The 25,913-nt window shown below is 38.4% G+C and carries 25 protein-coding genes and 1 pseudogene; 12 read left to right on the top strand and 14 right to left on the bottom strand.

Features of this window, described 5'->3' with window-relative positions:
* Positions 1 to 139: 139 nt before the first annotated feature.
* The 4 genes from ACIQZG_RS19155 to ACIQZG_RS19140 all read left to right on the top strand — a co-directional run bounded on the left by ACIQZG_RS19155 (position 140) and on the right by ACIQZG_RS19140 (position 6,738).
* Complete coding sequence (locus ACIQZG_RS19155; protein WP_402757067.1) at positions 140 to 991, top strand: DegV family protein; 852 nt, start codon at positions 140 to 142, stop codon at positions 989 to 991.
* A gap of 1,021 nt (positions 992 to 2,012) precedes the next feature.
* Entirely contained in the window at positions 2,013 to 6,203 is a 4,191-nt protein-coding gene (locus ACIQZG_RS19150) for a hypothetical protein (protein ID WP_402757066.1), read from the top strand.
* On the top strand, positions 6,194 to 6,370 hold the full coding sequence (locus ACIQZG_RS19145; protein WP_402757065.1) for a hypothetical protein: 177 nt from the start codon (positions 6,194 to 6,196) through the stop codon (positions 6,368 to 6,370). Before ACIQZG_RS19150 ends, ACIQZG_RS19145 begins: the two co-directional genes overlap by 10 nt.
* A gap of 26 nt (positions 6,371 to 6,396) precedes the next feature.
* Positions 6,397 to 6,738, top strand: a complete 342-nt coding sequence (locus ACIQZG_RS19140) for a hypothetical protein (protein ID WP_402757064.1) — start codon at positions 6,397 to 6,399, stop codon at positions 6,736 to 6,738.
* Between the two features lie 937 nt (positions 6,739 to 7,675).
* On the opposite strand, the gene ACIQZG_RS19135 is transcribed toward ACIQZG_RS19140, so the two are convergent.
* From ACIQZG_RS19135 to ACIQZG_RS19125, 3 genes are all read right to left on the bottom strand, one after another.
* Positions 7,676 to 8,998, bottom strand: coding sequence for a DPP IV N-terminal domain-containing protein (locus ACIQZG_RS19135; protein ID WP_402757063.1), 1,323 nt, complete (start codon positions 8,996 to 8,998; stop codon positions 7,676 to 7,678).
* Positions 8,999 to 9,263: 265 nt separating this feature from the next.
* On the bottom strand, positions 9,264 to 9,692 hold the full coding sequence (locus ACIQZG_RS19130; protein ID WP_402757062.1) for a DUF7832 domain-containing protein: 429 nt from the start codon (positions 9,690 to 9,692) through the stop codon (positions 9,264 to 9,266).
* Positions 9,693 to 9,819: 127 nt separating this feature from the next.
* A complete protein-coding gene (locus ACIQZG_RS19125; RefSeq protein ID WP_402757061.1) occupies positions 9,820 to 10,443 on the bottom strand; it encodes a CPBP family intramembrane glutamic endopeptidase in 624 nt (207 codons plus the stop codon).
* A 323-nt stretch (positions 10,444 to 10,766) separates the two neighbouring features.
* On the opposite strand from ACIQZG_RS19125, the gene ACIQZG_RS19120 reads away from it, so the two are divergent.
* Positions 10,767 to 11,054 (top strand): LytTR family DNA-binding domain-containing protein, encoded by a 288-nt coding sequence (locus tag ACIQZG_RS19120; RefSeq protein ID WP_402757102.1) that lies wholly within the window; start codon positions 10,767 to 10,769, stop codon positions 11,052 to 11,054.
* 4 nt (positions 11,055 to 11,058) lie between these two features.
* Complete coding sequence (locus ACIQZG_RS19115) at positions 11,059 to 11,496, top strand: DUF3021 domain-containing protein (protein WP_402757060.1); 438 nt, start codon at positions 11,059 to 11,061, stop codon at positions 11,494 to 11,496.
* 706 nt (positions 11,497 to 12,202) lie between these two features.
* On the opposite strand, the gene ACIQZG_RS19110 is transcribed toward ACIQZG_RS19115, so the two are convergent.
* Positions 12,203 to 13,033, bottom strand: coding sequence for an SDR family NAD(P)-dependent oxidoreductase (locus ACIQZG_RS19110; protein WP_402757059.1), 831 nt, complete (start codon positions 13,031 to 13,033; stop codon positions 12,203 to 12,205).
* Positions 13,034 to 13,161: 128 nt separating this feature from the next.
* Between ACIQZG_RS19110 and ACIQZG_RS19105 the strand changes: the two genes are divergently transcribed.
* The gene (locus ACIQZG_RS19105) at positions 13,162 to 13,533 is read left to right on the top strand and encodes a winged helix-turn-helix transcriptional regulator (RefSeq protein ID WP_402757058.1); all 372 of its coding nucleotides are present in this window, start codon (positions 13,162 to 13,164) and stop codon (positions 13,531 to 13,533) included.
* A gap of 182 nt (positions 13,534 to 13,715) precedes the next feature.
* On the opposite strand, the gene ACIQZG_RS19100 is transcribed toward ACIQZG_RS19105, so the two are convergent.
* The 4 genes from ACIQZG_RS19100 to ACIQZG_RS19085 all read right to left on the bottom strand — a co-directional run bounded on the left by ACIQZG_RS19100 (position 13,716) and on the right by ACIQZG_RS19085 (position 17,084).
* Positions 13,716 to 14,708, bottom strand: coding sequence for a zinc-dependent alcohol dehydrogenase family protein (locus ACIQZG_RS19100; RefSeq protein ID WP_402757057.1), 993 nt, complete (start codon positions 14,706 to 14,708; stop codon positions 13,716 to 13,718).
* 385 nt (positions 14,709 to 15,093) lie between these two features.
* The gene (locus ACIQZG_RS19095) at positions 15,094 to 15,609 is read right to left on the bottom strand and encodes a DUF4275 family protein (protein WP_402757056.1); all 516 of its coding nucleotides are present in this window, start codon (positions 15,607 to 15,609) and stop codon (positions 15,094 to 15,096) included.
* A 206-nt stretch (positions 15,610 to 15,815) separates the two neighbouring features.
* On the bottom strand, positions 15,816 to 16,442 hold the full coding sequence (locus ACIQZG_RS19090) for a GyrI-like domain-containing protein (RefSeq protein ID WP_402757055.1): 627 nt from the start codon (positions 16,440 to 16,442) through the stop codon (positions 15,816 to 15,818).
* Between the two features lie 294 nt (positions 16,443 to 16,736).
* The gene (locus tag ACIQZG_RS19085) at positions 16,737 to 17,084 is read right to left on the bottom strand and encodes a CPCC family cysteine-rich protein (protein WP_402757054.1); all 348 of its coding nucleotides are present in this window, start codon (positions 17,082 to 17,084) and stop codon (positions 16,737 to 16,739) included.
* 547 nt (positions 17,085 to 17,631) lie between these two features.
* Between ACIQZG_RS19085 and ACIQZG_RS19080 the strand changes: the two genes are divergently transcribed.
* The 3 genes from ACIQZG_RS19080 (at position 17,632) to ACIQZG_RS19070 (ending at position 18,450) form a co-directional block, all read left to right on the top strand.
* Complete coding sequence (locus ACIQZG_RS19080) at positions 17,632 to 17,769, top strand: hypothetical protein (RefSeq protein ID WP_402757053.1); 138 nt, start codon at positions 17,632 to 17,634, stop codon at positions 17,767 to 17,769.
* Positions 17,762 to 18,028 carry a translation initiation factor 2 gene (locus ACIQZG_RS19075; protein WP_402757052.1) on the top strand — a complete coding sequence of 89 codons (267 nt, stop codon included), beginning with the start codon at positions 17,762 to 17,764 and terminating at the stop codon, positions 18,026 to 18,028. Before ACIQZG_RS19080 ends, ACIQZG_RS19075 begins: the two co-directional genes overlap by 8 nt.
* A gap of 233 nt (positions 18,029 to 18,261) precedes the next feature.
* Positions 18,262 to 18,450, top strand: coding sequence for a hypothetical protein (locus tag ACIQZG_RS19070; protein ID WP_402757051.1), 189 nt, complete (start codon positions 18,262 to 18,264; stop codon positions 18,448 to 18,450).
* A 63-nt stretch (positions 18,451 to 18,513) separates the two neighbouring features.
* On the opposite strand, the gene ACIQZG_RS19065 is transcribed toward ACIQZG_RS19070, so the two are convergent.
* Positions 18,514 to 19,440: a collagen-like protein gene (locus tag ACIQZG_RS19065; protein ID WP_402757050.1), complete on the bottom strand. Its 927-nt coding sequence runs from the start codon at positions 19,438 to 19,440 to the stop codon at positions 18,514 to 18,516.
* Positions 19,441 to 19,795: 355 nt separating this feature from the next.
* The gene (locus tag ACIQZG_RS19060) at positions 19,796 to 20,518 is read right to left on the bottom strand and encodes a hypothetical protein (RefSeq protein WP_402757049.1); all 723 of its coding nucleotides are present in this window, start codon (positions 20,516 to 20,518) and stop codon (positions 19,796 to 19,798) included.
* 453 nt (positions 20,519 to 20,971) lie between these two features.
* Between ACIQZG_RS19060 and hmpA the strand changes: the two genes are divergently transcribed.
* A complete protein-coding gene (hmpA, locus tag ACIQZG_RS19055) occupies positions 20,972 to 22,180 on the top strand; it encodes an NO-inducible flavohemoprotein (protein WP_402757048.1) in 1,209 nt (402 codons plus the stop codon).
* A 122-nt stretch (positions 22,181 to 22,302) separates the two neighbouring features.
* A complete protein-coding gene (locus ACIQZG_RS19050; protein ID WP_402757047.1) occupies positions 22,303 to 23,022 on the top strand; it encodes a DUF6904 family protein in 720 nt (239 codons plus the stop codon).
* Between the two features lie 180 nt (positions 23,023 to 23,202).
* On the opposite strand, the pseudogene ACIQZG_RS19045 reads toward ACIQZG_RS19050, so the two are convergent.
* The 4 genes and pseudogenes from ACIQZG_RS19045 to ACIQZG_RS19030 all read right to left on the bottom strand — a co-directional run.
* Positions 23,203 to 23,403: pseudogene (locus tag ACIQZG_RS19045) on the bottom strand (IS3 family transposase); the annotation flags it as partial.
* Between the two features lie 194 nt (positions 23,404 to 23,597).
* On the bottom strand, positions 23,598 to 24,020 hold the full coding sequence (locus ACIQZG_RS19040; protein WP_402757046.1) for a DUF3995 domain-containing protein: 423 nt from the start codon (positions 24,018 to 24,020) through the stop codon (positions 23,598 to 23,600).
* Between the two features lie 199 nt (positions 24,021 to 24,219).
* Complete coding sequence (locus ACIQZG_RS19035) at positions 24,220 to 24,753, bottom strand: TetR/AcrR family transcriptional regulator (protein WP_402757045.1); 534 nt, start codon at positions 24,751 to 24,753, stop codon at positions 24,220 to 24,222.
* Positions 24,754 to 25,390: 637 nt separating this feature from the next.
* Entirely contained in the window at positions 25,391 to 25,606 is a 216-nt protein-coding gene (locus tag ACIQZG_RS19030; RefSeq protein ID WP_402757044.1) for a YdbC family protein, read from the bottom strand.
* Between the last annotated feature and the right edge of the window lie 307 nt (positions 25,607 to 25,913).

Below are 25,913 nucleotides of genomic sequence, written 5' to 3'. Positions count from 1 at the left end.
TATCTGACGCTGCGAGCAATTAGAGCCATTACTTTACAAATTATATAATTACCAACATATAAACCACAATTTTAATGTATAGTTAAAGTGAATTTTAAAAGCTAAGCACTAATAAAATGTAGGCTGGAGGAGATTTATATTGAGAAGAATTATTTTTTCGACTGAGAGTGGTGCAGATTTGCCAGAAGTTTTAGCGGACAAACATAATGTACAAGTGGTACCGATGCACGTAATCATGGATGGTCAGGATTATTTAGATGGTCATCTATCTGTAAATGAAATTTATGATTTTTATGATCGCACTAAAAAGATACCATCTACTTCTGCCACTAATGTCCATGAGTATCATGAGCTCTTTAAGAAAATTAGAACAGATTTTCCTGATAGCATCATTATACATATTGGTTATACGTCAAAGGCATCTGCTTCCTTTCAAAATGCGTTAATTGCTGCGGAAGATTTTACGGATCTTTTTTTAATTGATGCTTTAAACGTTACAGGTGGGTTAACTGCAGTTGTGATGTATGCCGTTACTTTGCTAGAAAAAGAGCCTTTGATTGATCCTGTTCATTTAATAGAAAAAATCGAAGCAAAGATTCCCAAATCTAGGCTTGCTTTCATTCCTGGCAGCTTAGATTTTTTAAGAGCCGGTGGACGAGTAAGTAATCTTGCTTATCTCGGTGGTGCTTTGTTGAAAATAAAACCATGTATTGAATTAGTAGAAGGAAAGCTTGTTTCAACTAGAAAATATCGTGGAAATATGAGCACTGTTGCTGAAAAATTAATGCGTGATTATTTAAATCAATATGACATTGATAAACAACAAATTTATCTTATCTACTCAATCGGACTCAGTGAAATGATCAAGCAACGAATAAATGAAATTGCAAATGAAACTGGATTCGACAATATAACGTGGATTCAAGCCGGTGCTATGATTTCTACTCACTCTGGCCCTGGCGGATTCGGGATTGCTGGAATAGAAGTTTGACATTGTATACAGTCTATGAAAACCTAAAAAGGCTTCATCGATAAAAATGAGCTTTTTTTAAGGCAGTTTATTTAAGAATAGCATCAGAAAAATGCGGATTTACAACGATAAGTAACTTCAATAAATAAAAAATCACTTACCTATGTCAGTTCCCTGTTCAACAAATACCCTTCGTTCATATTATAAGGTCAGCCAGAAATCTGGCTGGCTATTTTATTATTCAATTTATAGATTGATAGTGGCCGAGGTAAGTTATTTGTACCCCGATTTTACGATAATCCTTAAATCATTCATACATATGTAAAACCTATCTTTATGTTCCTGTCGTATACCTATTTTTTAACTTTTTTATATTTAAATCTTTTCTACAACCATTAACTGTGCAAATGTGGATTGATAAATTTTTATATTTTCTAAATAAAAGCAACTATTGATTGGATAGATAACACCTCTCCTTTCCACAACAATGCATATTATGGGGTGTGGAAAGGAGGTTTTATCGTGGGATACTCAGTAAATGTAGCTATTTATAATGCTGCGGCGGTAGAGAAAACTTTAACTATCGCAAGATTGATATCTCATGGAGCAAATCCAATTTCTTGTTCAACTAACTGACAGATTTGTTGAATAAAATTACTACTGACCATTCGTCACCATTACAATTTCAAAGCCGATCGTAACAGGCTTATACACCTAAAAACAAGCGTTTGTACTATAAACAATTAAATTATTGATGTAGTCAAACTAACTAGAACAATAATTTACAAACTCATATGCTATAGAGGCAAGATATATAATTTCATCTTGACCATTAATTTAGAAAGGAGAAACTACTAAATGAGTAATTGGAAATGTAGATATTGTAAGACCAGAAGTAAAGATAATAGTAAAAAATGTAAGCGATGCAATGCTTGGAATCCGTGGATCAAGGAGGATGAGGAGGAATTAAACCTAAAAACATCATCTGATGCTCAGGCTTGTGCTGATGCCGATTCTACTTCTGAAGTTCGCTCTACTATAGATGCTGACGCTACTGCTACAGCTGATTCTACTGCTGACGCGGACGCTACTGCCGACGCGGACGCTACTGCCGACGCGGACGCTACTGCTGACGCTACTGCTGACGCTACTGCCGACGCTGATTCTACTGCTGATGCTGACGCTACTGCCGACGCTGACTCTACTGCCGACGCTGACTCTACTGCTGACGCTGACTCTACTGCTGATGCAGATTCTACTGCTACGGCTGACACTGACTCTACTGCTGATGCTGATGCTACTGCTGACGCTGACTCTACTGCTGATGCGGATTCTACTGCTACTGCCGATGCCGACGCTACTGCCGACGCTGATTCTACTGCTGATGCTGACGCTACTGCCGACGCTGACTCTACTGCTGACGCTGACTCTACTGCTGACGCTGACTCTACTGCTGATGCCGATTCTACTGCTACGGCTGACACTGACTCTACTGCTGATGCTGACGCTACTGCCGACGCTGACTCTACTGCTGATGCAGATGCTACTGCTGACGCTGACTCTACTGCTGATGCGGATTCTACTGCTACGGCTGACACTGACTCTACTGCTGATGCCGACGCTACTGCCGACGCTGATTCTACTGCTGATGCTGACGCTACTGCCGACGCTGACTCTACTGCTGATGCGGATTCTACTGCTGACGCTGACTCTACTGCTGATGCGGATTCTACTGCTACGGCTGACACTGACTCTACTGCTGATGCCGACGCTACTGCCGACGCGGATTCTACTGCTGATGCTGACGCTACTGCCGACGCTGACTCTACTGCTGATGCTGATGCTACTGCTGACGCTGACTCTACTGCTGATGCGGATTCTACTGCTACGGCTGACACTGACTCTACTGCTGATGCTGATTCTACTGCCGATGCGGACGCTACTGCCGACGCTGACTCTACTGCCGACGCTGACTCTACTGCTGATGCTGATGCTACTGCTGATGCTGATGCTACTGCTGACGCTGACTCTACTGCTGACGCTGACTCTACTGCTGATGCGGATTCTACTGCTACGGCTGACACTGACTCTACGGCTGATGCCGACGCTACTGCCGACGCGGATTCTACTGCTGATGCGGACGCTACTGCCGATGCGGACGCTACTGCTGACGCTGACTCTACTGCTGATGCTGATGCTACTGCTGACGCTGACTCTACTGCTGATGCAGATGCTACTGCTGACGCTGACTCTACTGCTGATGCGGATTCTACTGCTACGGCTGACACTGACTCTACTGCTGATGCGGATTCTACTGCCGATGCGGACGCTACTGCTGACTCTGACTCTACTGCCGATGCGGACTCTACTGCCGATGCGGACGCTACTGCCGACGCTGACTCTACTGCTGATGCGGACGCTACTGCCGACGCTGACTCTACTGCTGATGCTGATGCTGATGCTACTGCTGACGCTGACTCCACTGCTGATGCAGACGCTACTGCTGACGCTGACTCCACTGCTGATGCGGACGCTACTGCCGACGCTGACTCTACTGCTGATGCGGATTCTACTGCTACTGCTGACACTGACTCTACTGCTGATGCGGATTCTACTGCTACTGCTGACACTGACTCTACTGCCGATGCGGACGCTACTGCTGACGCTGACTCTACTGCCGATGCGGACGCTACTGCCGATGCTGACTCTACTGCTGATGCGGATTCTACTGCTACTGCTGACACTGACTCTACTGCCGATGCGGACGCTACTGCTGACGCTGACTCTACTGCCGATGCGGACTCTACTGCTGATGCGGATTCTACTGCCGATGCGGACGCTACTGCTGACGCTGACTCTACTGCCGATGCGGACGCTACTGCCGACGCTGACTCTACTGCTGATGCTGACTCTACTGCTGATGCGGACGCTACTGCCGACGCTGACTCTACTGCTGATGCTGATGCTGATGCTACTGCTGACGCTGACTCCACTGCTGATGCAGACGCTACTGCTGACGCTGACTCCACTGCTGATGCGGACGCTACTGCCGACGCTGACTCTACTGCTGATGCTGATGCTACTGCTACTGCTGACACTGACTCTACTGCCGATGCGGACGCTACTGCTGACGCTGACTCTACTGCCGATGCGGACGCTACTGCCGACGCTGACTCTACTGCTGATGCTGATGCTACTGCTACTGCTGACACTGACTCTACTGCAGATGCGGACGCTACTGCCGACGCCGACTCTACTGCTGATGCGGATTCTACTGCTACTGCTGACACTGACTCTACTGCCGATGCGGACGCTACTGCTGACTCTGACTCTACTGCCGATGCGGACGCTACTGCCGACGCTGACTCTACTGCTGATGCGGATTCTACTGCTACTGCTGACACTGACTCTACTGCCGATGCGGACGCTACTGCCGACGCCGACTCTACTGCTGATGCGGATTCTACTGCTACTGCTGACACTGACTCTACTGCCGATGCTGACGCTACTGCTGACGCTGACTCTACTGCCGATGCTGACGCTACTGCCGACGCTGACTCTACTGCTGATGCGGACGCTACTGCCGACGCTGACTCTACTGCTGATGCGGATTCTACTGCTGACGCTGACTCCACTGCTGATGCTGACGCTACTGCCGACGCTGACTCTACTGCTGATGCGGATTCTACTGCTACTGCTGACACTGACTCTACTGCCGATGCGGACGCTACTGCTGACGCTGACTCTACTGCTGATGCGGATTCTACTGCTACTGCTGACACTGACTCTACTGCCGACGCTGACTCTACTGCTGATGCTGATGCTACTGCCGACGCTGACTCTACTGCTGATGCCGATGCTACTGCCGACGCGGATTCTACTGCTGATGCTGACTCTACTGCTGATGCCGATGCTACTGCCGACGCTGACTCTACTGCTGATGCGGACTCTACTGCCGACGCTGACTCTACTGCTGATGCGGACGCTACTGCCGACGCTGACTCTACTGCCGATGCAGACGCTACTGCCGACGCTGACTCTACTGCCGATGCGGACGCTACTGCCGACGCTGACTCTACTGCCGATGCGGACGCTACTGCCGACGCTGACTCTACTGCCGATGCGGACGCTACTGCCGACGCTGACTCTACTGCTGATGCTGATGCTACTGCCGACGCGGATTCTACTGCCGATGCGGATTCTACTGCTGATGCTGACTCTACTGCTGATGCTGACTCTACTGCCGACGCTGACTCTACTGCTGATGCTGACTCTACTGCCGACGCTGACTCTACTGCTGATGCTGACTCTACTGCCGACGCTGACTCTACTGCCGATGCTGACTCTACTGCCGATGCTGACTCTACTGCCGATGCTGACTCTACTGCCGATGCTGACTCTACTGCTGATGCTGACTCTACTGCCGATGCCGATTCTACTGCTGATGCTGACTCTACTGCCGATGCCGATTCTACTGCTGACGCTGACTCTACTGCCGATGCCGACTCTACTGCTGACGCTGACTCTACTGCTGACGCAGATGCTACTGCCGATGCCGACGCTACTGCCGACGCTGACTCTACTGCTGATGCAGACGCTACTGCCGACGCTGACTCTACTGCTGACGCTGATTCTACTGCCGACGCTGACTCTACTGCTGATGCTGATGCTACTGCCGACGCTGACTCTACTGCCGATGCTGACTCTACTGCCGATGCTGACTCTACTGCCGACGCTGACTCTACTGCTGATGCTGACTCTACTGCCGACGCTGACTCTACTGCTGATGCAGATGCTACTGCCGACGCTGATGCTACTGCCGACGCTGATGCTACTGCTGATGCTGATGCTACTGCCGACGCTGACTCTACTGCTGATGCTGACTCTACTGCCGACGCTGACTCTACTGCTGACGCTGATTCTACTGCTGATGCTGATGCTACTGCCGACGCTGACTCTACTGCCGATGCTGACTCTACTGCCGACGCTGACTCTACTGCTGATGCTGACTCTACTGCCGACGCTGACTCTACTGCTGATGCTGACTCTACTGCCGATGCTGACTCTACTGCCGATGCTGACTCTACTGCCGATGCCGATTCTACTGCTGATGCCGATTCTACTGCTACTGCTGACACTGACTCTACTGCTGACTCTGGACACAATACTTTTACAAACGGAAACAATACTGTCATCAACGTATCCGATAACAGTGCTGGGTATATGGCTATGACTCTATCTACACTTATTATGATGGAAAGCTTAATGGGTAACAAGAATTCAGAAAATGTAGAACCCCTAGTTTCAAAATTCACTAATATGATGAATGAATTATTAAAAGGAGAAAATAGTAATCGTAAAGCTATCCTAGATGCTATTAAATCTCTCAAAAAAGATTAAAAAACAAAAGAATTGGAGGAGACTACATGTCTAACACAAGTGTCTCACGCTGTACGATTCCCACGCAGGAAGATAGCGATAGTCTATATGTGAAAGTTAAAAATAAAAACCAAAAACTTAGTCGACAAATCACTATAAATGCATACAGTAAAAATTCCTCAACAAAAGAATCATTGCCTGTTTATGTAGATAACCAACTTACAAAAATAGATACACTGGAGCCTGAAACAGAGAAAGTCTATAGAATAGACGTATCAAATGTAAAAGGTCAGGTTATTTTTGAGATTACTCAAAAAAATGGCAGCTCAGGTATCAAAATTTCAAAAAACAGTAAAAACCCCTCTGCTGTAGAATTACAAATCAAGTAATTTCTTATAAAAGAATACCTTTGCCTAAATTGTATATCCACGATCACATACATGTTGGGTATAACAAGACTTGTTCCAACGATAGTGAACCTGTTAGTTTTATGACAGGTTCACTATTTTTTGTTATCATACTTTCCATCACTTATTTATACTCTCTTCCCGTTAACAGGCTGGTTGAGACATAGTATTCCCGTATAATAAACAATCAAATGAAAAAGCCGCATATCCGATTAAAAAATCGAAATATACGGCTATTTATTTTGCACTAGTTTTTGCTTTGTTTTATACGTCTTTCAAGTTCTTGAATGAACGCTTCCCGGTCAACTGGAGAAATTTTCACTTCCCCTAACACAACTGTATCAGACAATATCGCAATTCCCTTGGAAGATGCCGAGCGAGTACATGACTCACTCGAGCGTTCTATAGGCAGACTTGAGCGAGTACATTACTTACCCGAGCGTTCGCTAGGCTGACATGAGCGAGTACATTACTTACCCGAGCGTTCTATAGGCGAACTTGAGCGACTACATTACTTACCCGAGCGTTCTATAGGCGGACTTGAGCGACTACATTACTTACCCGAGCGTTCTATAGGCGGACTTAAGCGACTACATTACTTACCCGAGCGTTCTATAAGCTACCATGAGCGATTTCATGACTTACCCAAGCGTTCTATAGGCGGACTTGAGCGACTACATTACTTACCCGAGCGTTCTATAAGCTACCATGAGCGATTTACTTAAGTATTAACCTATTCAGCAATTCATTAGGAATATCTAATACATAGACTTCTACTCCGATAGACTCATTAATCCCCTACCCTCTGTTTGATAAAAGTGCTTCTTGACCACAAGCGGCTACAAGCAGCACCCCTGCAAGGACTGAGAACATTCTTATTTTCATCACAATACATCCTCGTATTCAATAAATAAATATATTAATTTCTTTTTATGACAAAGTTTAAAACAAGTGCATAACCAAAAACTATGGCCGTACATCCCAATAAAGCTATCGCTAGCATTCCAAGCCCAATTCCGAGCCAAGGATCCACCATAACGACCCCAATAATACTAATGATAAATACGAGAACTGTAAGAAATAGACTGGCAATAGCGGGCATATAACTTTTTCTTTTAGAATGATATTGCTGTAGATAGGTAATTAATAAACCCATCATGATTATATATAAAGCCGCAATTGTATACCCGTTTACGAGCTTGTTAATTCCTGCTATAAACCAATGACTAGAAACTTGTTTTGACAACCCTAATTCAACAGGATGTATATCTTCAGTGCCAAGGTCTAATACATATAGATCATTTTTAGCAGGGTCAGTTGGCCAATTCGTATGTTCTAAAAATGCTATTTGATTTGCATCATTGAAAAATCTCGGTGAATCTACAGATGAATTAAAATGTGTCAATCTTTTCGGTTGCCGCTGTTCGATATCCATAACAAATAACTCATATTTAAAAAGAGAGGTATCTTGTGATTCTTCTGAAACTGCGGTGTAAGCCAATTTATCCTCATTTGGTGATAGTTGATAATTGTAGCTATCCTTTGGGAGCACATCCGTTATTGACGCTTGTTTTTCCTCACTGTTTTCAAGTGAAAACGAAGTAACTTTGTCTTTATGACCATCGAACAAGCTATAATATAATGTTTTTCCATCAGCTGAAATCGAAAGTGAATTCATGTAAAAATAATCTTTTGAAGTCAATTTCTCACTATTTTCACCATTGATATTAATGCTATACAAATAAGACCCCTCTGTCATTTCACCCTCTGATTTTTTTAAATTCTCCGCGGGCTCACCTATATAATAGATGGTTTCTCCTGTAGATGAGAAAACCGCTTCAGAAACATGAACGTTGTTTGAGGTTAGTGGTTTCTGCTGACTTCCATCTGCATTTGCTACATAAAGCGAGTTTACCCTACCTGAATTTTCGGACAAAAATAATATTTTAGTTCCATCACTGGAATATTTCGGAGCATTATGTCTTTCCGTGTCAGAACTAGTAATTTGCTTAACATCTGAGCCGTCCACATTCGCACTATAGATTCCCTTTTTACCATCCACGTAATAGGAAAAAAGAAATTGTTTATCGTCAGGTGAAATTTCAAATTGCTCGCCCATACCTGTGAAATACTTATATGGATCGTCGTCCCGTACAATAGCATATGTAATGGCTCCAACTAACAATAAAGCTGTAGCCACTATTGAATAAACAAAAAGTCTTCTCTTCTTCAAACTCTCCATCCCACTTCCCCCTTCTAGGTACTAAGAATTTTAAATGAAATAGCCCATTTTTTCTAACAATGATTTACGCAAAAAACTGAACGTAGCCAAGCCGTACTATCCCCTCTGTATTGTAAAAATAACGAATGGCATTATCACTAAATTAGACGGAAATGATTGGTAAAGGTTTCTAATTTGATTATAATCTTTATGCCATAACGAGCAGTATTCGAATAATACGTTCGTAAAGTATTAATTCTCCGTGCCGTGCCGCATCATACTTATTTTATTTGTTTTTGTACTCTTTATATCTCCTATCTATAACCTCTTTTATTTTAAAATAGTTTTCCCAGTTGTCATTTACATGGTAAAGAGTGGCTATATTTTGAAAAGTTTCTTCATAATCTTTCAAATAGAGTCCTGTTTCAAAATCGAAGTAACACGTGGCGAATTTATTCCCTTCATCGTTTAACATATCATCTGCTAAGACGCCATCCCATAGCTTATATATTTCTGTTCCAGAAATGTCCCGTTGTTTAAATTTGTTTATTTCAGTTTGTGTTTCTTCCTCAAACTCTTCACTAAATAAATTTTTATCAATTATCCAACCTAAGAACATACCTGTGTGCACAAACGCTTGATTAGTTGAGATATCATTAGGAAATTCACCTTGGTAATGATATTTCGCTTTATCATATACAACAATATCTGACATTACCTAGCCCCCTTGTTATATTCTTTCTCAATCAATAGTAGTCGTTATGCAAATCTTTTTTGTTGAGGTTATCTTTATTAAAAAAATGAAATAAACCCAAAAATAAAGAATTTTATCCAAGATAGTTTCAACTTTTATCTGCCACCCATTTTCCAGATATGGCAGCTAACATCAGCCATGGCTCTATTACCATATTGATGAGAATATGCGCAATTATCGGTGCAAAAGTGCTCCTTCCTGTAAAAATATAGAGCATCGCAAGCAGACAACCTAAGATTGCCGTTGAAAGAATTGCTGGAAGCGCGATTTTTATCTCTCCTCGCAATAACACCCATGCGCCATGGACTATTCCAAACGCAAATCCTGAGATCAAAACTTGTGAAAAGTCTGAAAATCCAATAGATAATACATAATCCATGAGCAAATGTCTAAATACAACTTCTTCTACAATACCGCTTACAATAGCAGCCCAAATACCAATCAATTTAAGCCAAGAAAATGTTAACAAATTGCTTTTCACGAAAGGAATTGCGACCATTGTATAGGAAATATATCCGATTACGATGAATGCAGTAAAAAACCACATAGGAAAGTTAAGGTACATATCCTGTGAATAGCCCAATCCATTCTCAATAAATTTCTTAGGATTATTTACATACCAAAAAATAACACTTATTGAAAGCATACTTGATATGCTTGCTAATATCCATCCTGCCTTTCTTCGCTCTTTTAGTGTGGTAATCTCGTTCATAATAACTGCCTCCTTACTTTTGATAAGGACTAATATAACGACATCAAAGTTTAGCAACAATACATTACCCATAACATGTCTTTATTGAAAGGTGAAAAGCCTATTATCACGGACAACCTGCATTATTCAATTGGTAATGTATGCTATATTTTTAAGGAGAGGTGATAAAGGTGAAGATAGACATAAAAATTGATCCACAAATCGACGAACCCTACATAACAATCTGCGCATCCAAATTAACACCAACTATTCAAGCTGTAATCTCACTCTTATAACAAGAAGAACAACAGGTTTTAACAGGGACTGCAAACAATAAAGTACATATAATCGATCCAAGTTCTGTAATTGTGATTAGGACGGAAGGCAAAGAATTAGTTCTATACAGCGATGATGGTAATCGTGTACTTATGAATAAACCTTTGTACGAGCTAGAACAGCAACTAGGTGATACTTTCATCCGAATTTCTAAATCTGCCATCATAAATCCTAGAAAAATAAAAAATATCGAAGCTTCCTTTAATGGCACAATGGAAATTGAGCTTACTTTAGGCATAAAAGAAGTCATATCTCGGAATCATAAAAAGTCATTTAAAGAGCGGTTGGGGGTATAGATACATGAACTTTTTTAAGAATTTATGGTTTGGTATTAGTATGGGATGTGCGGTTTTTGTTTTTGTAAATCTAATTGGATATTGGTTGAAAGGGGATTTATTTTTAGAAGCTGTTATGTCTAATTTCCCACAACAAGTTTTCGAATCAATTATTGTTGGCATTGCTTGTATACTTCCTTCATACATCTATAAAGCAGAGCGTTTAACATTTTTACAACAAAGTGCTTGCCACTTTGTTATCGCTATAGGTACCTTTATAGCTGTCGCCTTTTCTTTAAAATGGCTTCCAACATTTTCGATAAAACTAACAAGCCTATTACTGCTAGTCAATATAGTAATTTTCGCACTAGTTTGGCTGTTATTTTATCTATATAGCCAATCAGAAGTTAAGAAAATGAAAGAAAAAATCCTTGAACAGACAAACAGTAGTAATCATCCTTAGAACGGTTTGAAAGATATTCAATATAAAAAGGCTTGCCAACAAAACAAGCCTCTTTGGTATTTAAACAAATATTCAAACCGCATTTAGCAAAATAAATTCTTTTACAAAAGCAAAGACTTTATCTTAAGGTAGATCTACATCATATCCAATTTCCCAGGTAATATGTATACAATTCATTAGCTTGTGTGACAGTTACAGTCATCGTATCCATGAATTCATCATAATCGTAATAGTGATACAAAAGTGCTCTAGAAGAGGTACGGATTTGATGAATCAGATTTGTCGGTAGTATAGTGCTTCTAATCCCACTATATTACCGACAGCATCCTTTATAAAAAGTAGAGAAATAAGCCAACTCAAAAGGATTTGTATTACTTCTACTAACAGAAATAATCATAAATTAAGTCATTATTCTATTTGAATATTCTTTACTATAATTGAAATGTATCTCTATAGTAGCGTTGGTCTTGGTTTCATTGTATTGAGTACAAATAAGAATCTGTAGATTTTGGAGAAAGTTTCATTAAAAAATGTAAAGGCACTCATTTTAAATCTAGAAGTACTAAAATAATGACATATTTGCAATTCCAATCAGTAGAGCCCCTAAGATATATAAGCTAAAATCATTAAATACACTTTTTAAGGCAAAGAAATGAACACCTATAATGAAGGAAACCCACGGACAACTTGATCATTCCTTTTTTTACTAAATTAATCTATTTGTTTCATTAAATAAACGCTCGGCTTTATTCTTTTCAAATGTTGGCATCGACAGATTCACTTCTTTTCTTTGAAGATATGCACTTAATGTTGCCTTGGGTGGGGCATCTAATAAATCAATTACTGGAAGAATTGCTTCTGCAGGAGATTTCCCAATTAATTTATAAATGAAAGCATTGATTCGTTGCTGCATTTTATTTTTTGCTGAAGCATTTGCACCCGTTGTTCGAACAGCCCACGGGTTAAATAAAATGTATTTAATATGCTTCGCTTCATTTTTTTCTTCAAATGAAACAGCTAACAAATCATTCAACCGGCTTCCGTGCCGCTGCGCTTTAGTACTATCAAAGTTTTGGCTCATTTGAATATCATCCCAATTCACTTCACCTTTTAACCCTGGAGCACTTATGTTAATAATAATTGGTTCCTTTGATTTTTCCATTAATGTTTTTAGACCATAACTTAATACATGACGACTTAAATAATATAAAGCAAATGTAAACTCAAAACCTTCTTTGGTTTCTCGTTTATTTGGACGAAACGATTGATCCGCTGCTGTTAAAATTAACGTGTCTAATGCTTTCATTTCTTGTTCCATAAATTCGATTATTCTTTTATTTTCACTAATTAGGCTTAAATCGGCTTCAAGAAAAACAGCGCGATTCGAAGCATTTAATTGCTTCGCTTCATTTATAAATTGGGCACCTTTATCTTTCGAACGTCCGACAATAATCACACGATGTCCATTTTTTAATTGTGTTATTGCCAAAGCTTTCCCCATTCCATCTGTACCACCAGTAATTAATATTGTTTTCATATTATCTCTCCTCTAACCAACAAATGCTTTTCATGTGTTTTTTTATTGATGATGTCTATAATAGAGGGATTACTATTAGAAAAACAGTAGTCACTTTTTTGTGACCAGCTTATACTATTTATTCCGAGGTGAACAAAATAGCTAAATTCAATTTCAACCTAGACAATCTTCCCCCATCAGAAATCCGAGAAGAGATTTGTTCTTTGACCATTACCCAAAATGTACTTCAAGGTAGGTGGAAGCCGCTTTTAATCTGGTATATTTCACTTCAACCACAAAGATTTGGTGAATTAACACGGCTTCTTCCTGGAATCTCAAAAGGGATTCTCGCCAAACAATTAAAAGAATTAGAAGATGATGGTTTAATCCAAAAAGAAATTTTTGATGAATTACCTTTCAAAGTAGAGTACACATTAACTGCTTTAGGTGAACAAATTCTTCCTGTGATAGCTGTTATGCAAGATTGGGGTAAAAAATATATAGATTCTCGACAGAAATAAAGGAGTTAAGTGTAGATTACTTAACTCCTTTTTGAGAAAACATCCCTTATTTAGGATACGGGTCATAAAAACTGATATTTTACTTGTAGCACTGCTCATTTCTTTAACCCTTTATCAGTATTGTTAAACAGCACAACAAACTTGTTATTCATCCAAACGCCATTAGTTAAACATACGTTAACTCAGTAGCTTGTTAAAAATACTTTCCCTTTGCTCTCTCTTGAAGATTCGACATCGACAACTGCTTCTTTTACGTTTAATAAGTCATATTGAGAAGCTACCGTCATTAACTTTAATTGTTTGTCTTCTACTAGGGTGATCAAATGATTGAATGTTTCTTGCCATTTTTGTGCTGAGACCGTTTTATTCCAATGTCTCAAATGAAACATATTTGCATTCACTTTAGCCCTTTTCACAATATCTGCCCAATTTACTTGTATTCCTGACAAAAGGCCGATTGTTAAAAAGTTGCCATTTGGGCGCACACAAAAAGCTAAGTCATTTCCTGCTGCACCACCAATAGAATCAATAGCAGCATCTGCACCAGCGCCATCTGTTAATTTCATAACGGTTTCATTGAGTGGTACAGTAGAAGTATCTATTACATAGGATGCGCCAAGTTGAAGTAAATCTTCTGTATATTTATTATTTCTAGTGACAGCAATTAATCGGAAACCTAGTATCCTCGATAATTGAGCAAAAATATGCCCGATAGAAGAACCACACGCATTCACTAACAACACATCATTCGGTCTTAACTTTAAAACCTCCGTACAAGTCACCCACGCTGTAATTGGATTGATGTACATTTGTGCTGCCGTGTAATCATCAATAGTATCTGGTATAGGTATGGCAAACTCCGCAGATGTCTTAACATATTCTTGCCAAGTGCCTCCCCCCCGTAATGGCAATACACGTTTTCCTATAAGCTTTTTAGAAACGAAAGGCCCTACGTCTTCTACAATACCTACTCCTTCATACCCCGGAATATTCGGTAAAGAAATACGGTGCGAATATGCCCCTCTAATTGGGATTAAATCAGATGGATTTATAGGTCGAGCTAACATTCGAACAATTACTTCATTATCTTTTGGTGGTTCTATCCCTTTATTTTCAACTTTTAATACTTTACTTGGACTACCAAATTCAGAGAATCTAACACATTTCGCAATCACAACGATACTGCCTCCTTATTACTTTCTAATACTATACTTATCTTGCATATTCCCCCTACTAGCTTATTAAGAAACTTCCTTCATTTAAATCAAATGGCCTTTTTTCGATATGAACTAAAACGTACAACAATACATATTATAATAATGAAATATTTTAAAAAGGATGATGTATAACATGTCATTGATGGAATTATGAATATTTCTGTAGCAAGCACTGGTACTGTACCTAATGGCGGAGAAATGCCCGATAGATGGGACATTGACCGCTGGGAAAATGATGGCGGAAGAAGTCTTAGTGCAAAATAAAACCGGTTTCGTGATGGGCGCCTGTGATACATTTGCGAGTTAAAAGGGAGGCTATTGTCTCCCTTTTATACATAAGCGGTTATTTACAGGCCATTTCACTTGTATAAAAATAAGGGCCACACATATCTTCATGAGTATGTACATATGTCCAAGTAAAGCTAGTGTCACAAATATAAATATCTTGTTGCGAATCAAAGTCACTGGCCACAACACATTCTGCTTTTTTACATATAAAAGTGAATGGTGCATTCTGATAGAATATATACAAATCATTTTTTAATTGATGATTAAAAGCGTTTCTCGCCGCTTCCTCTTTCAAGCACGGTAGTTTGCCAAAGCTAAACAAATGCCACTTGAACTGCTCATAATGGATTTCTAATTTCGTTTCCTCATTTACAGACGATACAAATGCATTTTCCCAAAGCTCAACGATATCTTCCGCCCCTTCAAAAAAATCATCCAGAATAACACCCTTGTTCATTAAATTTTGCTTGTATTCATATTCCTCTTGAATCCACACGATAGTGGAATAAACTATTTCTAATTCTTGTTCCGGTAATTCATCTAAAATTTGATTTATTTTTTGTCTAAGCATTGAAACCTCCTAAACGTTTATTATTTTCAGTTTACCTTCGACGGTAGCACAAGCATACTTTGCTGTTCTGCTCCTATATACAAGCACAGTAATTGTATTTAATAAAATCGTAACGATAAGTAGAATTGCAGCTGCATACACACAGCACCCGTCATGTCTATAAAAGCAACCATACCTCAATCCTCTATTGAAAGGATGAGTTGACGCTATTCCGTTGACTTTACCTTACATCTCAAAACAGTTTTTAATTTTGCTGGTTCAACTTTTCTAAAATCTGAAAGATATATTTCTCGATGTCGTAATGACGTTCTTTCAAGATTATTATTTGTAATAAATTCATTCATTAATCCAAAACTTTGTGGTTCATCATCATATGGACCTACATGCAGTATTTGTACACACAAACCATCTTGCACCGTGCCGAATGTTACATCATTTAAGAATGGATGTGGTTTCTTTTTTTCTACATGTTCGAACGCTCTTTCCACGACTTCCTTTGTTACAAAATCTGGTTGTCTGATCATAATTGTATAGACTAATTCATCTTTATTTAATGTATTTAATTTCCTTCCCTCTTCTGTTAAATCCCAAATCCCTTCTAATGGATAGACAGTATATTCATAATAACCTTCCGGCGTATAGCCTTGCTTCGGCATCATTCTGACCGCGTAGGCTAATGAATAAAGCACACCTATCTTTTCAGCGAATTCGGCATCATTTGGATTACCCTTTCCCTTGATTATAAAAAATTTCTGCTCTGGAACCGTTATAAGTTCAGGCTTTTGTTTTGGGATATATAATCCCTTCTCTTGCTTTCTCCATTCGAATTTCATTAGCTTTTGTTCCCCCTCAATCATATTTATTTCAACCTTCAGATAAAGGCTTTTTCCGAAAAGATTGTTGTTATTCAATTAACCTGCTCTGTTAGTTCAATAAGAAAAGAAGCGCTTGTTCCACAATTGCGCCCGATTCTTGAACAGAGTAAAACCATTGATTTCCGTTCCAGACGGACGCGTTCCGGAGGCGTGCGGTGAACCAACTCGTTTGCTTCGCTTCCGTTGGTTGATTCACCTGTCCCGCCGATCCTCCCGCCATCTGCCACTCCATTTAACTTAGAAGCTACTTCCTCATTTAGTCGGATATTCATATTCTTTTGGCTCCCTGCAATACTTCTTTAACATCGGCATTACTGCCCCAAAACTTTGATAATTCTTCCTTGCTTCAGTCAATGTTAAGCCATGGTTTTGGTCACTTGCCTCAACATTACTTTGAATAAACAAATCTATCTCCCAAAAACATATGGGGCAAATGTAAGCAGGGGCTTCGCCATTATTCGGAATTGTAATAAATTCGCAGCAAGGGCAAGGTGAATTTCCAACTACTATAACAGATTCAATGTCATGTTCGCAGTCAGTTGTATCATCGTAGTTTATTTTTGGCACGTATTTATTTGTATTATTTTCTTCGTTTTTCATTTTCATAGACCTCCACATACCCGTCAACTTTATCCTCATTAATTTATCACACTCCTGAGGGTGAAAGAGATGAATGATAAAGTAGTAAAAGGTTGTAGTATATTCATTGTTATATTAACTGTAACAGTTTTATCTTTAATTGTTGCCCTACCGATATTACTGGCTGCAATTAGGGCATACAAGATTTAATCGTTCCCCTTCCAAACGAAATAGATAGTTATTCAAGGATTAGTATTCGTTTAATTAAAAAAAGAAGACATCCATGAAGAAATGCTTCAATCTTTTATTAATTATTTACAAAATGAATTGAATGTTAAGCATGCGTTTGTAATTATTTTGTATGAAAACGAGAAATGGAATAGCCACTTTTAATAGCTAAAGTATGAGGATACCCTTTCTTATGTTTTTGCTTAATTTAATTTCAAGTACTTTTTATTTTAAGTGAGGCAACCTCTGCATAAAGTAACGCAATAACTCATTTAAAAATAGAGGTAACTGAATAAATCCCCTTGGTTATGCGATAAAACCTTTGCTGTTAGAAGCTGTAGTGGCAATAGATACTGCGGTTTTTCATTTGATTTTAAAAATTTCAATTTCTAATAATGCCATCACCTTTAGTAAAAAAATGCATATTATGCAGTTAAGAGCATTTACTTTTGGTAAGGAGGGGCTTAAAAATGAATGACAGTAAAAAAAATTCAAATCAATCCGCCGACTTACAAGATATTTATATTGCTAGACTTGCATTTATCGGCACTTCAATTTCTACATTAGGTGATGGTATACAAATGGTTGCTGCTGGTCTTGCACTAGAGGCTTTAGAAAAATCAAATAACCAAAGTGCTCAAAACTCGAATGGACAATCAAAACAGACAGAAAACATGGAGAAGCAGATTGACTATTTAATAAATGAGTTAAAACAAATCAAGCGCGTAATGAAATAAAGCGTAGTTCCAAAAGCCACATGTATTTCTCTAAGTATTTGCTTCGGGAATTTTTCAAGATCGAATTTACTGCGACTCGTATGCTGCGGTTTTTTTATTTTTACTGAAAAAGGTATAACTGCAATAGCTGATGATCGTTACTTTCTCAAAATGTTCAGTAAAAAGTGGTTTTAACACCCAGTTTATGTTAACCTTAAAGCACGATTTAATTTACATAAATTGGAGGTACACAAATGCCTGGAAATTTACGTTTTATTACCCAAGTTGTTTCAACAATTTTAGCTATCATCTTCGTCTTCATGAACTTTTTGGGGCATTGGACAGCAGACAGATTCGTTCAAATCCTATTTTTTATTGGTATGATATTCGCTGTTTTCGGTGTAGGTATTGAAACGGAAAAAAAACTAAGAAACAGACGCTGATTGGAATATAAGCCAATTGGCTTTTTTACTGCACAATATGTTCAATTTATTCAGTAATTATATTTAATGAACAATAAATTGAATAGTTGCTGATACTCCATCCGCAAAGGCACCTCCAGTTGTTGTGATTTTTACAGCTAGAAGAGTATAGCTATTTACTGAGAAGTTTGTTGTTGTTGTTGCGCAACAATTTGGGGTTGTAGATGAATTTGGTCCAATTATAGTTGCAATAATTCCAGTAGCTATAGGAGCAGTAAAACCACAATTTGTGCTTATAAATATTTGTGCTGATGCTGTTGTGCCTGCACTTAGGGCATGATTACGTATATTGAAAGTAAAACTTGTAATAACTGCATTTTGGGGCACTACTATTGTATTTTTAATGAAGGATGCTGTTGAAGTTCCTACCCCCAGAAAGTCATTGTCTCCTACGGACTGATCTGTACTAAAATAAATTTCCATTGATTTAGCACCAGATATACCTGTTGCTCCTGTTATTCCCTGCAGACCGGTTGGACCCGTTACTCCCGTTATTCCTTGCAGACCTGTTGGACCCGTTACTCCTGTTATTCCTTGCAGACCTGTTGGGCCCGTTACTCCTGTTATTCCTTGCAGACCTGTTGAACCGGTTACTCCCGTTATTCCTTGCAGACCGGTTAGACCCGTTGCTCCCGTTATTCCCCGCAGACCTGTTGGGCCCGTTACTCCTGTTATTCCTTGCAGACCGGTTGGACCCGTCACCCCAGCTACTCCTTGCAGGCCAGTTGAACCTGTCACCCCAGCAATTCCTTGCAAGCCAGTTGGACCCACTGACCCTGTTATTCCTTGCAGGCCAGTTGGACCCGTTGCCCCTGTTATTCCTTGCAGGTCTATTATTTGTAAGCCGGTTGAACCTACTGCTCCTGCTAGTCCTTGGAGATTTGTTAAACTGGTTACTCCTGTAGCACCTGTTTCTCCGTTTAGCCCTCTTTGAAAGTAATTATATTTCATTAGATCACCTCCTCCATTTTTATAATATTCTTATTAGAAGCAATGAAATAGACATAGCACTGCATTTGGTTATTTGATGAAAAATTGCTACCTTTTTAACTTTCCAAATCGGGCAGATGATCTGGTATTTTTTTAACCTGTAGCGAATACGTTTCTAGCCTGTACGTAATCCAGTAGTGATTTTCTAGCATCTTTTTAATTTGACGTGTTGATTTTTCTAAAAAATAATTTTAATGGTAAAAACTAGATACTTTCCATCGACATACAGACTTAAAATTTCATAACAAATTCAAAAACCCCAAACTATTTGAGCTTAAAAACTTCTCAAATGTTTGGGATTATCGATTGCAGTGTGTTATTTCCCTTTGAAATCCTGGACTACAGAATTTTTAAATAAGGCAAGTTTTTGCAACAATACGCCGTATGCGTCACGCTCGTTGATGGCTTCTTCAATAACCTTTTTAGTTTTTTCGCGATAGACATTAAAATCGTCCAAATCGAGGATTTCAACATAATCAGATTTTAACGTACCGGCTTTTAACTTTTCCTCGTATAATGCCATCATTCGGGAAACGCCCTCCTCAGAATGATGAACCTCCCCACTTCTTATGTCTAAAGCATTGACAAGAAACATTACCATATCGCCTCTTGCCTTCATTTCCTTAAAATTGTTTTGGAAATGCTCATTTACGAGTTTAACATTAACTTCATCAACCAAATCTAAAAAGCTGTTCTGAAAAATTTGGTTGGCATTTTGACCGTCTGCCTGTCCGCCAAATATGCCTTTTTCTTTGAAGTCATTATATTTCGCCATAAACTCGTCTATTAATTTACTGTCAGCATTGCGATCGGAACTATTTTGTAGACTTAACTTTAATCGAGCTAAATCATTCGTAAAATCTTTTAATGTCTCGTCTGACACGTTCTTTTTTAAAGGTGAACTGCTAAAAATAACCCCAGCACTATTTTTTTCGCCTGCATTTGCTTTAATAGCGTCTTTATTGATTTTGTTCAACATGTCGATAGTGTTTAATTGTATTCTGCTAGCAACAGATGGACCATTCAAACCCACTTTCATAATATTCCCCCTTTGTTTACTGCGAGTAGTCTTTGTGATCTTTATATATATCGGGTAAATTACAAAATTATTTAACTTATTACTTATTTTACCATATTAGTATCCCCACCATTTTTCGGTTCATCATCTAAATCAATACCCATACATTCTACTGGGAAGACGTGATCATATACTTCTGTAGAATTTTCTCACTGTCCCCTAAACGTCAATTGTTGCAACAATATTTCGCTACATTTTTGAAAATCCCCCACTTTTTCTAGCATTACTGCTTCCCACTCTAGTACATATTTTCAAGTGATACATACGTTTTTAAACGAACACGCTAATACGTATCTAACTGAAAGAAGTATTTAATATGCATGTTTGTGTCCATTTTGTTAAATATGTATTTTATATATTGTTTTAATTAGTATATAGGAATAGTATTTAAAACAACGAAAGGACGTGTCCATCATGTTAGATCAACACACAATTAACGTCATTAAATCAACAGTACCGGTATTAGAAGTTCATGGAGTTGCTATTACAAAAACTTTTTATAGCAACCTATTCAAGGATAATCCATCCCTATTAAATATCTTCAACCAAACAAATCAAACAAAAGGTCGCCAACAAGGCGCTTTAGCAAATACAGTTTACGCTGCTGCTCAGCACATTGAAAACTTAGAACCTATCGTCCCTGTAGTAGTGCAAATTGCACATAAACACGTAAGTCTTGGCGTTTTACCAGAACATTACCCAATCGTAGGACAATACCTACTTGCGGCAATTAAAGAAGTATTAGGCGATGCAGCAACAGACGAAATCATCGATGCATGGGGCAAAGCATATGGCGTTATTGCAGATATCTTTATTTCAGTAGAAGAAGATTTATATAAAGCTGCCGAACAAAATGGTGGTTGGCGTGCATTTAAACAATTCAAAATTGATCGCACTGTAAAAGAAAGTGATGAGGTTACATCATTCTATTTAAAACCAGTAGATGGCTCAACCGTACCAGCGTATAAACCAGGTCAATATGTATCTATTCGTGTAACTGCATCTGGCGAAAAATACATGCTTAATCGCCAATATACGTTATCACAACCAAGTAATTCACAGGAATTCCGAATTTCCGTGAAACGTGAAAGCGAGCATAATCCAAAAGGAAAAGTATCAAACTTCCTACACGAGGCTGCTATTGGCACAACAATTGATGTGAGTGCTCCAGCAGGTGTATTCACATATGAACCAACAGAAGCACCAGTACTATTCATTAGTGGCGGGATTGGTGTAACACCGTTAAATGCAATGTTCCAATCTATACAAAATAAAGAAAATGTGACATTCATCCAATGTGCACGCAATGAAAATGTTCTTGCGTTCCACGAAGCTATCCAAAATAAAATGAACGCTTTAAACGGCCCAACAGGTTTAAAGAAATTGTTCAGCGCTTTCAAAAAAGACAGCAATCCACATCACAAAGTGTTATACTCTGACAAAAATGAGTTCATTGATGCAAATATACTTCGTCCAATCTTAACAAAAGATACACAAGTATATATCTGCGGGCCAACACCATTTATTGAAGCAGCCATTAACGCTTTACATGAATGTAATATCCCTAACAGTCAAATTAATTACGAATTCTTCGGCCCTGCACTACAATTAAATACGAAATAAACAATAGACTAGCCCATCAAGGAAAATGGGCTAGTCTTATTTTTTGGCACTGTTTAGATTGATTATTGTATACATTTGTATGTTATATTCAATGTAGAAAATCAACTATGGGGGGAATTATTATGCTATGTGTAGAAAACACACCCAATTTAACTGGTGTACTAATAAAAGGGGACACTGAGGATTTTGAGAATCTATATGATGCACTACATAAAATAGTTGGTACTGAGGATACAATGAATGATCATTACGAAGCGCGTCTTCGTGTTCTCAATCTTTGCTATAATATACGGCAGGCTCGTATGGGAAATAGAAATGCATTTTTTAAGCCTCATGGATTAGAGGATGAACAAATGGCTTACATGTCATTAGTAGGCTCCAAGCAAAACCTTTATGTATCTTTTGAAACATTGTGGCCAGAGCTACTGTTTAACGTTTTTGCTTTAGAAGACTTTATTTCGTTGTATATAAAGCGTGAAAAAGCACATGCGTGGGATGCGAATGTTATGACAGTTCGTAGATTCCAATCATTGATTGCTAATTTATTAGAGGAAACGTTAACACCTAGACAATTTAGTTCATTGAAAAAATCGATGAATCCAACGTCAAAACAATTCAAGGGATTTGCCACTCAATATATTGATCTTCTAAATCATGAATGGCTTGATATGAAGCGTGAAAAACGTTTAAAAAACTTAAGCATCTATGCAAAAAAAATAACACAACCTGACATCGAATACGAGATTGTCAAAGAAGATGTTACTGCCGCTGCCAAAGAACACTACTGCCATCCTTCTGAAATTAAATTTAATTTTGATTTTCCGGATGAGATTGATTGGTAAAAGCATATTATTTTTATTTGAGGCGGTTTTCTCAAAGTTTGTTGTTATTCAACTAAACTAGCTAATAGAATGTCAAGGAAAACATTTCAAATCAAAAAACACTTCATGTTATACTAAAAATGTTCAACATAAATAACCCTCTATTGGTCTTACCCCTGTCAAGTAGACAACTATAAAAGACTAAGCAGCCATCTGGTGTCGATATTCTATCGGTGCCAGATGGTTGAGTCGTTTTTGGAAGCGTTAATAGTTATAAAAGTAAATATATTCTTCAACTGCCTGTTTAATTGCCTCAACTGAATCCACATGTAATAGATACAGGCACTCGCTTTTAAAGTGTGAGAAGAACGATTCAATGCAGGCATTATCGTGGCAGTTTCCTGAATATACTTATAAAATTACCAAATATATCAAACTTAAATAACTTCAAATATAGAAGTATCATTTAATGAATGCTTTAAAGTTGCAGTTAGATGTGCATATTATAAGAAGCATATAAAGAATTTAAAGTCACACCATTTTGAGATGTTTTCTTCCTTTATAAAATTTATTTTATAGGGCATTCATTATACTTATTAAAACAACAACATGAAATAGACAAAGCCAAAGAATAAACATAATGGACTATAGAACCAAGTGTCGTATCTAGCAAACATAGAATGTTTAATTTTTTTAAAAAATCCAACAAACTTAAAATCACCAATTGCCCTAATAATGAAGACTAAAGCACAGACAATACTTCCGATTTTAGATAAACTATTTGGTTGGAACCCCTGCAAATAACCTACTTGAACAATAATAATGACACTAGCCAGTAGAATAAGAATGGCTACGAATAATGTTCCCCATATTCTCGGAGTAAAAGCAGGCCTATGTTCTCCCTCTTTTACTGGGAGAACAGCCGCAGAACCCCATCGACCACCAAAAGCCCAATAAATATGCAAAAAACTGATAAACCACAAAAGCCCTACAGCTACTAATATTAATAGTAATTTCATTTATTCGCCTCCAATCTCGTAACATTAAATAAAACATACACCTCCGTATGCTGCAGTAAAAATTTTGTCCCATCTGGTTTTATAACCATATTAGGGACATTTATTATCGTGACATCCGCCGGAGGCTTTGGGCCAACAGGATGTTGGTTACTTAGGCGTTGCTGCAGGACGCGGCGCTTTTAGCCTAAGTTCATCTATTTCAGCGGATGTTTGGACACCCGCTGAAAGAAGTTAAAAGCTCAACCATTTTATCAATATCAAAATTAGGATTTGCTTCAAACCTTGTCATCCATCCTACATACGTTAAATAGGCAAGTCTCGCTCGATCAATTGATTCAGTTTCGTCTGTGCCCATTTTTTGATACAATTTTGCAACACAAGAAATTCTCTGTTCTTCCACATCTACTAAACGTGCTGCCACAACAGGATCATATTTAGCCCAAGTATAAATACCATTCTCAATTTTTTTATCTCGATTAAAACTAATCTGTAATAGCTGTTCTAAAGAGGCATTCTGTTGCTCCATACTTTGAACAATCAGCTTTGTTGCATGTACTTCCCAAAAGTCTAGCATAGAATCTAAAAGCTCTTGATGGTCACGAAAATAGTGATAAAAGCTTCCTTTGCTTATTTTAAGCAATCGAGCAAGTGCTTCAATGCGAACTTTATGAATCCCTTCATCAGCTAATTGTTGTAATCCTGCTTTTATCCAATCTTCCCTCGTTAATTGCATATCATCTCTCCAATAAAATACGATAGCGTATGTTTTACGTTAGATTACTACCATTCTCATTTTTTGTCAATTATTCATTCTGTTTATTTTTATGAACTTTAATGTTGTTGTTAATCGTAATATTGATCGTCATCACCCTTGGTAAAATACAAGCACATACTAAAATTATTGACACATGTTTTTCGTTATTCTTCTCTTTTTCTCATTTCTTTGTGGGAAAATCCAAGGTTTTTAAGTTACCTTGGCCATAATCACAACAACTAAAATGTATTATCATTAGATTTTCTGTTATGCCCAGTAAAATATCTTCCTCTGTAAAATCCAAGAAGATTTGGGTGGTCCACAATCTAAAACCCCTGAATTAGCAGTTTTTCAGGTAGTTACACTGAATTTTACTGATGAAAACTAGTAGAATAGACTGATAAACAGCTTCACCAAATGAGCATTTGATGCATGTTTAGTTAAAACGCAATATTTATAAAATCCGTTAGATGTGCTTTATGTAATAGCACATCTAACTTTTAACCTGTAAATAAGCATTAACAGCGCCAAAAATAAAAACCACCTCTTAGAAAAAATAAAAGGTGATTTACAAATGAATTACAGTCAACAGCTCATTCACTTATTAAGTGACGTCTTATAATTTATTCAATGATTCTTTCATCGTCTGCAACTCAGCAAGGGTAAGCGTAACACCCTTCCCCATTTTCGTATGATCCTCCGACCACTCGCGCAAATCATATTTAGGCTCTCGCCCATTCCAACTGATCAAATTCAGCTCTTTCTTCCACCCTTTACTACTTTCAGATAAGACTGCTAGTGTTTCGATGATTTCGTATTTGATTTCCGCCATAAATTCCACTTCCTTAAAGTAATTTTCACTACATGTAAGTCGTTTCTCAACAATACATACTACCGACTCTTCATGAATATTTCAATAAACTATTATCATCTGCATTCTAAAAATGCGCATCTATATTGTATGATTCACACGCCACAAATTTAAATAATAGGTTATGTTCTAAAAGAATGTTGCTACTGTATTAAATAAAAGAAGACCTCAAAATAATATGGTACCTGTAGTTAGGACACTTGAAAAAGAGTGTGCTAACTGCCGGTATTTTTTATATACTAGACTTTCAAGATTAAAGGACGGACTA

This window comes from Lysinibacillus sp. NPDC096418, assembly GCF_044762775.1.
In the GTDB taxonomy this organism is placed as follows: Bacteria; Bacillota; Bacilli; order Bacillales_A; family Planococcaceae; genus Lysinibacillus.
The sequence above is the reverse complement of the archived record's forward strand: the minus strand, read 5'-3'. Positions and strand labels throughout refer to the sequence as shown.